Source organism: Gaiella sp. (assembly GCF_057140465.1).
This window is the reverse complement of record NZ_DBNHWK010000101.1, coordinates 1-12,545: the sequence shown is the minus strand read 5'-3', so window position 1 is coordinate 12,545 and position 12,545 is coordinate 1. Positions and strand designations below refer to the sequence as shown.

The 12,545-nt window shown below is 72.6% G+C and carries 12 protein-coding genes, 1 tRNA gene and 1 pseudogene; 12 read left to right on the top strand and 2 right to left on the bottom strand.

The genetic code is table 11. The features are described 5' to 3' along the window. Positions 1-70 precede the first annotated feature (70 nt). Positions 71-895: a carbohydrate kinase family protein gene (locus tag AC162C_RS13960; RefSeq protein ID WP_462972551.1), complete on the bottom strand. Its 825-nt coding sequence runs from the start codon at positions 893-895 to the stop codon at positions 71-73. An 18-nt stretch (positions 896-913) separates the two neighbouring features. Here AC162C_RS13960 and AC162C_RS13955 point away from each other — a divergent pair, with 18 nt between their 5' ends. Together AC162C_RS13955 and AC162C_RS13950 are read left to right on the top strand one after the other, a co-directional pair. After that, positions 914-1,111 (top strand): hypothetical protein, encoded by a 198-nt coding sequence (locus AC162C_RS13955; RefSeq protein ID WP_462972550.1) that lies wholly within the window; start codon positions 914-916, stop codon positions 1,109-1,111. A gap of 199 nt (positions 1,112-1,310) precedes the next feature. Next, positions 1,311-1,616, top strand: a complete 306-nt coding sequence (locus AC162C_RS13950; protein WP_462972549.1) for an FmdB family zinc ribbon protein — start codon at positions 1,311-1,313, stop codon at positions 1,614-1,616. A gap of 21 nt (positions 1,617-1,637) precedes the next feature. Here AC162C_RS13950 and AC162C_RS13945 read toward each other — a convergent pair whose 3' ends face one another. Continuing rightward, on the bottom strand, positions 1,638-2,813 hold the full coding sequence (locus AC162C_RS13945) for an LCP family protein (RefSeq protein ID WP_484098063.1): 1,176 nt from the start codon (positions 2,811-2,813) through the stop codon (positions 1,638-1,640). 24 nt (positions 2,814-2,837) lie between these two features. On the opposite strand from AC162C_RS13945, the gene AC162C_RS13940 reads away from it, so the two are divergent. The 10 genes and pseudogenes from AC162C_RS13940 to AC162C_RS13895 all read left to right on the top strand — a co-directional run bounded on the left by AC162C_RS13940 (position 2,838) and on the right by AC162C_RS13895 (position 12,263). Then, positions 2,838-3,743 carry an ROK family protein gene (locus AC162C_RS13940; RefSeq protein ID WP_484098062.1) on the top strand — a complete coding sequence of 302 codons (906 nt, stop codon included), beginning with the start codon at positions 2,838-2,840 and terminating at the stop codon, positions 3,741-3,743. Between the two features lie 6 nt (positions 3,744-3,749). After that, positions 3,750-4,559 carry a 16S rRNA (cytidine(1402)-2'-O)-methyltransferase gene (rsmI, locus tag AC162C_RS13935; protein WP_484098061.1) on the top strand — a complete coding sequence of 270 codons (810 nt, stop codon included), beginning with the start codon at positions 3,750-3,752 and terminating at the stop codon, positions 4,557-4,559. A 53-nt stretch (positions 4,560-4,612) separates the two neighbouring features. Further along, positions 4,613-5,038: pseudogene (locus AC162C_RS13930) on the top strand (murein hydrolase activator EnvC family protein); the annotation flags it as partial. An 847-nt stretch (positions 5,039-5,885) separates the two neighbouring features. Further along, on the top strand, positions 5,886-7,412 hold the full coding sequence (gene metG / locus AC162C_RS13925; protein ID WP_484098060.1) for a methionine--tRNA ligase: 1,527 nt from the start codon (positions 5,886-5,888) through the stop codon (positions 7,410-7,412). Next, positions 7,409-8,152, top strand: coding sequence for a TatD family hydrolase (locus tag AC162C_RS13920; protein ID WP_462972544.1), 744 nt, complete (start codon positions 7,409-7,411; stop codon positions 8,150-8,152). Before metG ends, AC162C_RS13920 begins: the two co-directional genes overlap by 4 nt. 5 nt (positions 8,153-8,157) lie before the next feature. Beyond that, positions 8,158-8,940 (top strand): 16S rRNA (adenine(1518)-N(6)/adenine(1519)-N(6))-dimethyltransferase RsmA, encoded by a 783-nt coding sequence (rsmA, locus tag AC162C_RS13915; protein ID WP_484098059.1) that lies wholly within the window; start codon positions 8,158-8,160, stop codon positions 8,938-8,940. Then, positions 8,937-9,758 (top strand): 4-(cytidine 5'-diphospho)-2-C-methyl-D-erythritol kinase, encoded by an 822-nt coding sequence (locus AC162C_RS13910; protein ID WP_484098058.1) that lies wholly within the window; start codon positions 8,937-8,939, stop codon positions 9,756-9,758. Before rsmA ends, AC162C_RS13910 begins: the two co-directional genes overlap by 4 nt. Positions 9,759-9,820: 62 nt before the next feature. Beyond that, positions 9,821-9,894 (top strand) — tRNA-Gln (locus tag AC162C_RS13905). A gap of 10 nt (positions 9,895-9,904) precedes the next feature. Next, positions 9,905-11,224, top strand: coding sequence for a bifunctional UDP-N-acetylglucosamine diphosphorylase/glucosamine-1-phosphate N-acetyltransferase GlmU (gene glmU, locus AC162C_RS13900; protein WP_484098057.1), 1,320 nt, complete (start codon positions 9,905-9,907; stop codon positions 11,222-11,224). A 67-nt stretch (positions 11,225-11,291) separates the two neighbouring features. Next, positions 11,292-12,263, top strand: a complete 972-nt coding sequence (locus AC162C_RS13895) for a ribose-phosphate diphosphokinase (RefSeq protein WP_484098142.1) — start codon at positions 11,292-11,294, stop codon at positions 12,261-12,263. The last annotated feature ends 282 nt before the right edge of the window (positions 12,264-12,545 follow it).

Here is a 12,545-nt window from a genome sequence, read left to right as displayed (position 1 = left end):
GGACGGCGCCCGCCGCGTCGGGGACCGGTGGCCCCGGACCACCCTCGACCCGCGTGGTGGAGGTCGGTCGTCACCCCGCGACGGGGGGCATCGATCCCATCCGCTGCACGCAGCGGGCTGCAGCCTCGAGGCCGAGGTCGGGGCCTCCGAGGAGCCAGCCGGCGGCGAGCGCGTCCCCCGCCCCGGTCGAATCGACGACCTCCGTCACGATCGGTGCGGATCGCTCGTCGCCGTCGAACGAGCACCCCGCTGCGCCACGCTTCACGATCCACCGCGGGCCGGGCACGGGGCCGCCGACGGCGCGGTCCTCCTCGTCGCTCGCGAACACGACGTCCGGGAGGAGGCTCTCGATGTCGGCTCTGAAGCGGTCGACCCCGGCCTCTCGCATCGCGCTCCACGAGGCGAGGTCGACGCTCACCCGGGCCCCGGCGGCGCGCGCGAGGGCTGCGGCGTGGAGGGCGGCCTGTCGGGTGGGATCCACGAACAACGCGTAGCCGGAGACGTGGAGCCAGTCGCATCCGCGGAACCAGCCGGGGTCGATCTCGGCGGCCTCCAGCTCCACGGCGACGCCCCGGTCGGGGCACATCGTCCGCTCGCCCGTCTCGTCGACGAGCGACACGACGACACCGCCCCTGCCGCCCGGCACGACGGGGCCGACGAGCTCGACCCCGTACCCTGCGAGCTGCTGCTCGGCGAGCGCGGTCGCCGCATCGTCCGCCCGCTTGCCGACGAACCGGGCACGCCCCCCCAGCGCGGCGACCCAGGCGGCGACGTTGGCGGCCTGGCCGCCGCCGCCGAGCGTGATGTGCGAGGCGGCGTCGCCGCCGCGGGCGAGCGGCTGTCGCAGGCGCACGACCACGTCGAGGACGAGGTCGCCGAGGGTGCACACGAACATCGCGTCTACGATCCTCGCATGGACGGCACGGAGCGACGACGAGGTCGACTGCTGCGCCCGTTCGTGCTCGGCGGGCTGATCGGCGCGTCGGCGATGGCGGCGACGCGGCGGCGCGCCCGGCGGCGTCGGGGCCGGCGCGTGCGCGGGCTCGCCGCGTTCGAGAGCGCACCCTGCTACCGGGAGTCGGCCGAGCGCGAGGGGGCGGAGCGCGCCTAGTCGGGCGCGCCCGTGCAGCACGCCCGGCGCGGGGCCGTCGCCCCATCCGTCACGGCGCGGCGACCGGCCGCCGCGATCCCTCTCCGGTCGTCGCGGCGCCCGTCCGGCCGGGCGCGAGTGGCGGCCCCGGACGGGTGCCGCCCGGGGCAGCGCCCCGCGCCGTCCCAGACCACCGGGCGATCATCTAGATTGGCCCTCGATGCCGATCTACGAGTACCGCTGTCCGCACGGTCACACCTTCGAGCTGTTCCAGCGCATGGCCGACCCGCCGGCCGAGCGCTGTGAGGTGTGCGGGTCGGGCCCCGTGGAGAAGGTGCTGTTCCCGGTGGCGGTGCACTTCAAGGGGTCGGGGTTCTACTCGACGGACTACGGCCGCGGCTCGCGCAAGGCGGCGGGGTCGAAGGACGGCGACACGTCGGGCTCCGGCGACTCCGCGGAGAAGAAGCAGGAGTCGGCGTCGAGCGGCTCGGACTCGACGTCGAAGACGGCCGACTCGTCCGACTGAGCCGGGGTCGCCGCGGCGGCCCTAGAGCTTGCGGTCTCCGACGACGCAGCCGGGCGCGTAGAGCAGCCCGTCGGGTGGCGCGAGGGGAGCCGACCGGCCGGAGAACATCGCCAGCGTGGCGACGTTGTCCTCCGAGGGGAGCAGCACGGACTCGCCGTCGACCGTGGCGGGGTCGCCGCCCAGGCGACAGTGGAGCGCCTTCCCGGCGTCGGCCCTGAAGTAGACCCAGCCGAGCTGGAGGAGCTCCGTCGCGCTCATGTCCGTGGCGAGCGGCGTGAGGATGTCGTCGCCCCTGAAGGGCAGCCGGAGCGCCATGCCGACGCTCGTCAGCTTGTCCGCCGTGGCCTGGACGACCTGCTGCTGCCGTCGGGCGCGATCGAGGTCGGTCTCCGACGGATCGAGACGGTTCTCGCGGATCCGGGAGTACACGAGCGCGCGTCGGCCGTCCATGTGCTGCTCGCCCTTCGCGAACCGCCACCCGGGCCACTCGGCGCACTGCGCCGACGTTGCGTACGGGCAGTCGAAGCGGTTCGAGACGATCGGCTCCGGCACGTTCACGTCGATCCCGCCGACGGCGTCGATCAGCTCCCGGAAGCGGTCGAAGTCGACGAACGCGACGTGGTTCACCTTCACGCCGGTGAGCTCCTTCACCGTGCGCAGCGCGAGCGTCGCCCCACCACGCTGGTAGGCGGCGTTGATCTTGCTCGCGCCGATGCCCGGAACGTCGACCCGGAGGTCGCGCGGGATCGAGAGGAAGGCGAGGCGCCCGGTCCCCGGGTCGGTGCGCAGGAGCATGATCGAGTCGGACCGGTTCGCCGCCTCTCGGCCGGAGATCAACCCGCCGTCCGTCCCGAGGACGAGGATCGTCGTCGGCTCCGAGAGGAGCATGCCGTCCTGCGGGGCGAGGAGCGGAAGCACGCTCGCGGGAACCCGGTCGTTCGCCTCGGCGACGCCGCTGCTGAACGAGAGGTAGCCCGCAACGCCCCAGGCGACCAGCGCCACGACCACCGCCGCCAGCCCGAGCAGGAGCCAACGGCGCCGGCGCCATCGGCGGGGCTGCGACCCGGACGGGGCCGGCGCCGGGGCCCCCGTCGCAGGCCGGGGCGCCGCGCGCTGCGACGCATGACGAGCGAGTGGAACCCGACCCTTGGCCCGTCCGCCCTTGTAGAGGCGGTACGGCTTCTCCTGCGGGGGCATCCGGGCGGATATGGTAGCCGCGCGGTGGACGGTTCCCGGGTCATCGCCGTCGACCTCGGCGGCACGAAGATCCTCGCGGGTCTCGTCGCCCGCGACGGGGCCGTGGGGCGGACCGTCGAGACGCCGACACCGACGTCCTCAGAGGACGACGTGCTCGCGGCGCTCGTCGACGTCGTCGAGCGGCTCGACCCCGCGGCCGCGGACGCGCTCGGCGTCGGCGTGCCCGGCAACCTCGACCGCCGCACGGGGCTCCTCCTCCGGGCGACGAACCTGCCGCTGGACGACGTCGACCTGCGCACGGCACTCGCCGCCCGCTTCGGCCGGCCCGTCGGCGTCGAGAACGACGGCAACGCCGCGGCGCTCGCGGAGTGGCGGTTCGGTGCGGGCCGGGGCACGCACGACCTCGTGATGCTCACGCTCGGCACGGGGATCGGCGGCGGCATCGTGCTCGACGACGCGCTGTACCGCGGGTGGGCAGAGCTCGGGCACCTCGTCGTCGACTTCGACGGCCCGCCGTGCCAGGGCAACTGCCACGGTCGGGGCCACCTCGAGGGCATCGCGTCGGGACAGGCGGCCGATCGCGTCGCGGCCGCGCTCTACGGGCCCGGCGCCGACGCACACGTGCTCGTCGCGCAGGGACGCGCCGGAGAGCCGCGTGCCGTCGAGGCGCTCGCGCACATGGGGTGCATGCTGGGCGCTGCCGTCGGCTCCCTCGTCAACGTCTTCGACCCGGAGGTCGTGGTCGTCGGCGGTGGCTTCGGCGCGGCTGCCGGCGAGCTGGTCCTCGGCCCGGCGCGTGAGGTCGCGCGCCGCGAGGCGATCCAGCCCGCCGACGCGCGCATCAGGATCGTGCCCGCCGAGCTGGGCACGTCCGCCGGGCTCGTCGGGGCCGGCCTCGTCGGTTTCGCGGCGCTCGACGGGGAGCGGTAGCCTGCCGTGCCCCTCGCGGTCTGTGCGACCCCGATCGGAAATCTCGACGACGTCACGCTCCGTGTCCTCCAGGAGCTTCGCGACGCCGACGTCGTCCTCTGCGAGGACACGCGGCACACGCAGGCGCTCCTCGCGCGTCACGACGTCCGGGCGCAGCAGCTCCTCAGCCATCACCGGCACAACGAGGCGCGTCGCACCGAGGAGATCCTGACCAGGCTGCGGGCCGGCGAGCGCGTGGCGCTGGTCTCCGACGCCGGGATCCCGGTCGTCAACGACCCCGGTGCGCGGCTCGTCCGCGCCGCCGTCGAGGCGGGCATCGAGGTGTCGGTCCTGCCCGGTGCGTCCGCGGTCGAGACCGCCCTCGTCGCGAGCGGGCTCGCGGGCGACGGGTACCGATTCGTCGGCTGGCTCCCGCGGCGCGAGCCCGAGCGCGTCGCCCTCTGGCGCGAGCTCGCCACCGCCGACGCACCCGTCGTCGCGTTCGAGTCTCCGCGGCGCCTGCACGCGTCGCTCGCGAGCCTCGCCGCAGTGCACCCCGACCGCCCCGTCGCCGTGTGCAGGGAGCTGACGAAGCGCTACGAGGACGTCGTGCGTGGAACTGCCGCCGAGCTGGAGCGACGGTTCGCGACCGGCGCCCGTGGAGAGGTGACCGTGGTCATCGGCCCGGCGCGACCCGGCGCAGGGACTGTCGACCCCCTCGCCGCGGAGGCGGTGACCGAGCTCGTCGACGCCGGTGTGCCACGTCGAGTCGCCGCCGACGTGGTCGCACGGCTGACCGGCGCGTCGCGCAACGCGCTCTACCGCGTCACACTGTAGGCACTATTGACAACACCGAAGCGCCGGGTTATCCTCGACATCGTGTTGCCGACATGAGCAACAGGAGGAGATGGATGCGCTGGGCGTCGCTCCCGGTCGTCGCGAGTGCGCTCGCGCTGATCGCGCCAGGTGGCGCGTTCGCGTGGTCGTGGCCGGTCGGCGGGGACGTCCTCCGTCCCTTCGCTCTCGGTGCCGATCCCTACGCCGGAGGGCAGCATCGCGGCATCGACGTTGCGGGAGAGGCGGGCGAGACGGTCGGCGCTCCTGCAGCGGGGACGGTGACGTTCTCGGGGACGGTGCCACGGCACGGAAGGACGCTTGCCGTGCTGACGTCGGACGGCTACGTGGTCACCCTCACACACCTCGGAGAGCTGCTCGTGCGGAAGGGCGCGACCGTCACGGAGGGCTCCGCCATCGGGCGTGTCGGCCCGAGCGGCGACCCGGAGGTGGCGGGGCCGTACGTCCACCTCGGTGTCCGCGTGGCGGGCGACGAGCACGGGTACCTCGACCCGCTGCGCGTCCTCCCGGGCCGCCTCGCGACGCCGGCGCCCGCAGCCTCCGACGGCGACGGGGCGGCCCCGGGGGCCGTCACCGGATCGCCTGCGGCGCCGGCACCGGTACCGGCGCAGGCGCCTGTACCTGCACCGGCGGCGGCGGCCGAGGCGGAGGCGTCGGCGCCGGAGGGCACGACGGCTCCGCCTCCCCACGAGCGCCAGCCGGTGCGGGAGCCCGATCGCCGGGACGAGGTGGAGGCGTCGGAGGACGCCGCAGCGACGGTTCCCGACCATCCGCTCGACGAGTCGGGCGCTCGAGCGGCGTCGGGTACGCGAGACGGTCAGGACGGCCACCCGTCGGAGGAGGCGGCGTCGGCTCCCGTCCCGCCGGTTCCCGCGTCGGGATCGACGCGGACGCCGCCGACGCGACTGCGCGGAGGTGGTGTCCGGGCACCCGAAGCGATCGGCGCCTCGCCCCCGACCGATGTCCTGCCCTCGGCAGGCAGCGTCCCCGCTCGTTCGGTGCGCACCACGCGGTCCGCGCGGCGCCCGATCGCCGCCGGGTCGAGCGGCGCGCCGCCGGCCGCTCCCTGGCGCCGCGAGCGGCGTGCGGAGCGCACGAGTCGGCCGATGCCTGGTCGCTCTCCGGTGCGCGGCGACGAGCGACCGCCAGAGCGCCCGGTCGTGCCCGATCCGCCGGCGATGCTCGCCGACGGCGCGCCGGGACGCGCTGGCCGCACCGACGCCGTGCCGTACGCGATCGTCGTCCTCGGCGCCATCCTGCTCGTCGCGCTCCCGATCCTCGTACGCCTGCGCCGTAGAATCGACGCGGATGGAGCGCTACTACGTCACGACGCCGATCTACTACGTGAACTCGACCCCGCACATCGGGCACGCGTACACGACGATCGCTGCCGACATCCTCGCCCGGCACCAGCGTCAGCGCGGCAAGGACACGTTCTTCCTCACCGGAGTCGACGAGCATGCGTCGAAGGTCGCGCGCGTCGCCGCGGAACAGGGCCTCGAGCCACAGGCGTACGCCGACCACATGCAGGGCGTCTGGCGCGAGCTTCCGTCGCGACTACGCGCCGCCAACGACTTCTTCATCCGGACGAGCGATGAGGGCCACAAGCGCTTCGTGCAGGACTTCCTGCAGCGGATCAAGGACAACGGCCGTGACGACATCTACCAGGACGTCTACGCAGGCCTCTACTGCGTGGGATGCGAGGCGTTCAAAGCCGAGTCCGAACTCGTCGACGGGGTGTGCCCCGAGCACGACCGCGAGCCGGAGTGGATCGAGGAGACGAACTGGTTCTTCCGCCTCTCCGCCTACCAGGAGCCCCTGCTGCGCCTCTACGACGAGCGCCCCGACTTCGTGCTGCCGCGGTTTCGCGCGAACGAGGCGCGGAGCTTCATCGAAGGCGGTCTCCAGGACTTCTCGATCAGCCGCGCCGGGCAGCCGTGGGGAATCCCGATCCCCTGGGATCCCGACCAGGTCGCGTACGTCTGGGCGGATGCGCTCGTCAACTACCTGAGCGCCCTCACGTACGCCCGTGAGGGCGAGGACCTGCGCGAGCGCTACTGGCCCGCGGTCCGGCATCTGCTCGCCAAGGACATCCTGCGCTTCCACTGCGTCTACTGGCCCGCGATGCTGCTTGCGGCGGGGTACGACGTCCCGCATCAGCTGTTCGTGCACGGCTGGCTCCTGCTCGACGACCGGAAGATCTCCAAGACCCTGGGGAACGTCGTCGACCCGCTCGACCTGATCGGCGTCTACGGCGCCGACGCCGTGCGGTTCTGGTGCGCCCGGTCGGTCTCGTTCGGGCAGGACGGCAGCGCGTCGATCGAAGGGCTCGCGGAGCGCTACGAGCGCGAGCTCGGGAACGATCTCGGCAACCTCCTCTCCCGCACCACGGCCATGATCGCCCGCTACCGAGGCGGGGCGCTGCGCGAGGCTGCGGACGCCTCGTCGGAGATCGCCGCCCAGCTCGCGCCTCTGGCCAGCGACGTCGCCGAGCGCCTCGACGCGTACGACATCACGGGCGCACTCGAGCGCATCTGGGACGTGGTCCGCGGCCTCAACCGGTACGTGGAGGCGACGACGCCCTGGACGCTCGCGAAGGACCCCGCGCGCGCCGACGAGCTCGACCGGGTCCTCTACGACCTCGCCGACGGCCTGCGTGCCGTCGCGGTGGCACTGCACTCGTACCTCCCCGAGGCATCCGCGCGCATCCTCGACGCGCTGCACACGGATGCGGAGATCGCATGGGAGGGCGTCGCCTACGGGCACACGAACGCCGTGGCGGGAATCGAGCCGGCGCCGCCGCTCTTCCCCCGAATCGAGCTGCAGGGCTCGTGACCGACGCGCACGCGCACCTCGATGCGTGCGACGAGGCAGCCTCCACGCTCGTCCAGCGTGCCCGCGAGGCCGGCGTGACCACGATCGTCACCATCGGAACCGGTATCGACTCCTCTCGCACGGCGCTCGCGATCGCGGAGCGCGAGGACGGCGTCGTCGCGGCGCTGGGCATCGACCCTCACCAGGCGGCCAGTCCCGAGGCCGGTCGGGTCGACGAGCTTCGCGAGCTGCTCGCACACCCGAACGCCGTTGCCGTCGGTGAGGCCGGGCTGGACGCCCATCACGGTGCCGCGACGCTGCCCGAACAGCGGGCGCTCTTCGAGGAGCAGCTCGGGCTCGCGGACGAGCTCGGGCTCCCGATCGTCGTGCACTGCAGGGAGGCGGCCGAGGAGACGGCGCGCATGTTGGCCGGCTTCGCGGGCCCCGTCGTCCTCCACTGCTTCTCGGAGCCGACCCTCCTCGAGCCTGCGCTCGCGCACGGCTGGTACGTCTCGTTCGCAGGGAACGTCACGTATCCGCGCGCCGGCGCACTTCGGGACGCCGCCGTGCACGTGCGTCCCGACCGCCTCCTCGCCGAGACCGACAGCCCGTACCTCGCACCTCAGCCGGTGCGTGGCCGCCGCAACGAACCGGCGTTCGTCGTCCATACGCTGGCCGCACTCGCTGAGGCTCGCGGAGACGACGTCCAGGACCTGGCGCAGGCGATCGACCGGAACGCACGGGCGGCGTTCGGCCTCTGAGCGTCGTGGTCCCGGTCGCTCCCAAGAAGGCACTCGGGCAGCACTTCCTGGTCGATCGCAACACGCTCGGTGTGATCGGCCGCCTCGCGGCTCTTGCGCCCTCGGACATCGTGCTCGAGATCGGACCGGGGCTGGGCGTGCTCACGCGGTACCTCGCCGAGCGCGTCGAGCTCGTCCATGCGGTGGAGCTCGACCGCTCTCTCGAGCCCGTGCTCGCCGACGTCCTCGACGGGATGTCGAACGTCCACCTGCACTGGGGGGACGCGATGCGTCTCGACCTCGGCGCGCTGCGTCCTGCTCCCCGCAAGCTCGTCGCGAACCTTCCGTACAACGTCGCCACGCCGCTGATCGTCGAGACACTCGTCGGTGCCCCTTCGATCGAGCGGTGGTGCGTCATGGTCCAGCGCGAGGTCGCCGATCGCCTCTTCGCGGAGCCGTCGACGAAGTCGTACGGCGCCGTCTCCGTGATCGTCCGCCTGACGGCGCGTCGCGTCGGCTTCCACCCGGTGTCGCGCCACGTGTTCCGTCCACCGCCCCGCGTCGACTCCGCGCTCGTCGCCTTCGAGCGGATCACCGCCCCGTCGCGCCTCACCGAGGTTCGACGGCTGGTCGACGGGGGCTTCGCGCACCGACGCAAGACGCTCGCCAATGCGCTCGTCCTCGGCGGGGTTGCGTCACGGGAGGCGGTGATCGACGCGCTCGCAACCCTCGGCCTCCCGCCCACGGTGCGTGCCGAGGCGCTCGATCCCTCGGAGTGGGTCGCGTTCGAGGAGGTTCTCGACCGGTGACGACAGCGCCCGCGAAGATCAACCTCGCGCTGCTCGTCGGCCCCCGGCGGCCCGACGGCAAGCACGACGTCGCGACCGTCCTCGAGCGCGTCGGGCTCGTAGACACGGTCGTGGTGGAGCGTGGGGAGGCGGGGACCGGGGTCGTAGTCGGCGGCTTCCCGGACGACTCGATCGTCCGCGCGGCGCTCGAGGCCCTCGTCGAGACCGCCGGCGTCGAGGCCTCGTTCTCGGCCACGATCGCGAAGCGGATTCCGGTGGCCGCCGGACTGGGGGGTGGCAGCTCGGACGCCGCTGCTGCACTGCGGCAGGGCAACGCGCTGCTCCCGCGACCGCTCGAGGCGGCGGCGCTGCACGGGATCGCGGCCCGCATCGGGGCCGACGTCCCGTTCTTCCTCCACGCCGGCCCGCAGCTCGGAACCGGCGACGGCTCGACTCTCACGCCCCTCGCGTTGCCGCGCGACTACCACGTCGTGCTCTGGATTCCGGACGGCTCGGCGAAGGAGTCCACCGCGGCGGTGTACGCAGCGTTCGACGCCCGCGGCGACGCGACGGCGTTCCCCACGAAACGTGACGAGCTCCTCGAGGCGATCGCGCGCATCACCGTCGCAACGGATCTCGCAGTGCTCCCCGCGAACGAGCTCGTGACCTCGCCCCTCGCAACCGAGCTCGAGCGCCTCGGCGCGTTTCGCGCCGACGTGTCCGGCGCAGGTCCGGCGCTGTACGGGCTGTTCGAGGACGCCGACGCTGCAGCTCGCGCGGCCGAGACGCTCCGCAGCGGGGGACGAGTCTGGGTGACGAGGCCGCTCGACGCCTCCTGACCCCGCCGACGGCATAGCTCGACTCTCCCGGACGTCCACGGGTACACTCGCGTTCCGTTCACTGGGGCGTGGCCAAGCGGTAAGGCAACGGGTTTTGGTCCCGTGATCCCAGGTTCGAATCCTGGCGCCCCAGCCATCGATTAGCCGTGACACGTGTCAATCTCGGAGCAGTCGTGATGGCCGGAGGGCTCGGCACCCGCATGCGGTCGGCCGTCCCGAAGCATCTCCATCCGCTGCTCGGTCGGCGCATGGTCGACTGGGTGATCGAGGCCGCTCGCCCACTGGGCCCCGAGCCGCTCGTCGTCGTCGTGTCGTCCGAGACCGCCGTCGCGCTCGAGGGGATCGACCTTGCGGTCCAGGAGCGGCCGCTCGGGACCGGCGACGCGGTGCGCTCGGCCCGTCGCGCGCTCGAGAGCGCCGAGGAGGTGCTCGTGCTCTCGGGCGACACGCCGCTCCTCACGACCGCGCTGCTCGAGGACCTCGTCGCTGCGCACCGGGCGAGCGGCGCCGTGGCGACCGTGCTCTCGTTCGTGCCGGACGACGTGCGGAGCTACGGGCGGATCGTCCGGGCCGACGACGGCGCGCTTCTCGAGATCGTCGAGGCGGCCGACGCCACGCCGGAGCAGCAGGCGATCCGGGAGGTGAACTCGTCCATCTACGTGTTCCGTGGTGCCTCGTTGTGGCCGGCGCTCGAGCGGCTCGCCCCGTCGAACGCGCAGGGTGAGCTGTACCTGACCGATGTCGTGCGCGACCTCGTCGCCGGCGGCGAGCCCGTCGGCGTCCACGTCGCGTCCGACCCGCGGGAGACCGAAGGGGTCAACACCCGCATCGAGCTCGCGGCGGCCGCAGGCGCGCTCCGCGACCGCATCCTCGGCGAGCACATGCTCGCCGGCGTCACGGTCACCGATCCGTCGACGACGTGGATCGAGCCCGGGGTCGCGATCGAGCCCGATTCGACGATCGAGCCGTTCACGGTGCTGCGCGGCACGACCGTCGTTCGCCGGGGCGCCGTCGTCGGGCCTCACGCCGTCGTCGTCGACTCCGAGATCGGCCCCGACGCGATCGTCGGCCCGTTCTGTTACGTTCGGCCGGGTACCGTGCTCGGCACCTCTGCCAAGGCAGGCACGTTCGTGGAGCTCAAGAACACCCGCGTCGGAGACCGCGCGAAGGTCCCGCACCTCGCCTACATGGGCGACGCCTACATCGGCGAGGGCACGAACGTGGGCGCGGGCTCGATCACCGCCAACCTGCCGCACGCACCCGAGAAGCCGAAGGCGCAGACGCGGATCGGCCGCAACGTCAGGGTCGGGGTCGACACTATGCTCGTTGCTCCGGTCACGCTTGGCGACGACGTTTGGACGGCTGCGGGGGCCGTCGTCACCGACGACGTCCCCGACAACGCGCTCGTCGGGTTTCCCCCACGACAGCAGATCAAGGAGGGGCGGGGTGGAAAGCGGGACGATTGAGCAGTCGCTCCCCGGCCTCGAGCGCAAGCCGTCGAACGGGCTCGAGGCGGCGCCGGCCGGCTCCGTGATCGGCCTCGCGCCGCAGAAGCGGCTCACGCTCGTCTCGGGGAGCTCGAACCCCGGGCTCGCGCAGCGGATCGCCGATCACCTCGGCTGCGAGCTCGGAGGCGTGACGCTCAAGCGGTTCGCGAACGGCGAGACGTACTGCCGCTACGAGTCGTCCATCCGCGGCGACGACGTGTTCATCGTGCAGACCGCCTGCGACCCCGTCGACACGCACCTGATGGAGCTGCTGATCATGATCGACGCGGCGCGTCTCGCGTCCGCGAAGCGCATCACCGCGGTCGTTCCCTGGTACTTCTACGCGCGCCAGGACAAGAAGTCGCGGCCGCGGGAGGCGATCGCCGCGCGGCTCGTGGCCGACATCCTGCAGACGGCGGGCGCCGACCGCGTGCTCACGATGGACCTCCACGCGGGGCAGGCCCAGGGGTTCTTCAATATCCCGGTCGACCACATGACCGCAGTGCCGCTCTTCGCACAGTACGTCGGCGACCTCAACCTCGAGGAGCCTCTCGCCGCGGTCTCTCCCGACACCGGGCGGGCGAAGCTCGCCGGGAAGTTCGCGGAGATGATCGGGGGCGAGCTCGTGATCCTCAACAAGGTGCGCCCGGGTCACAACGAGGCCAAGGTGACGACCGTGATCGGTGACGTCGAGGGCCGAGTCGCGATCATGAGCGACGACATCGTCGACACGGCGGGGACGCTCGTCGCGGGCGCCGCCGCGCTCAAGGAGGCGGGAGCGCTCAAGGTGTACGCCTGCGCGACGCACGGGCTCTTCAACGGGCCTGCGCTGGAGCGGATCGCCGAGAGCCAGATCGACCGGCTCGTCGTCACCGACACCGTGCCCGTCGACCCGTTGACGAAGCCCGACAACGTCGAGGTCCTCTCCGTGGCGGGCATCCTCGCCGAGACGATCCAGAACGTCTTCGCCGACGACTCCGTCTCGGCGATCTTCGCCGGCGAGAACCAGCTCTTCTAACAGGAACCGCTCAACCATGAGGGTTGGGCGGTTCTATCTGCGCGTTCCTTCTACCCCGAAACGTTGTCTTGTGCGCTTCCTGACACGGGAGTCGTGTCCCGAGCGGTCGAGGAGGCGCGACGGCGAAGAAACTCTCATGCACTCTGGGACGTCACTCGTGGGAAGCCCGGGTCGAGCGCGGGGAGCGCTACGAAGTCTGTTCGTCCTGCGCGAAGACGCGAGAGCGTGGAGGACACGATCATGGCTCGCGAGATCTTCACACGGCGTTCCGGCTCGGCGGGA

What these genes read in the sequence shown, in the direction of transcription:
- AC162C_RS13945 (WP_484098063.1), bottom strand. Translation starts at nt 2,813, where the DNA reads ATGCCCCCGCAGGAGAAGCCGTACCGCCTCTACAAGGGCGGACGGGCC.
- AC162C_RS13960 (WP_462972551.1), bottom strand. Translation starts at nt 895, where the DNA reads ATGTTCGTGTGCACCCTCGGCGACCTCGTCCTCGACGTGGTCGTGCGC.
- metG (WP_484098060.1), top strand. Translation starts at nt 5,886, where the DNA reads ATGGAGCGCTACTACGTCACGACGCCGATCTACTACGTGAACTCGACC.
- AC162C_RS13950 (WP_462972549.1), top strand. Translation starts at nt 1,311, where the DNA reads ATGCCGATCTACGAGTACCGCTGTCCGCACGGTCACACCTTCGAGCTG.
- AC162C_RS13955 (WP_462972550.1), top strand. Translation starts at nt 914, where the DNA reads ATGGACGGCACGGAGCGACGACGAGGTCGACTGCTGCGCCCGTTCGTG.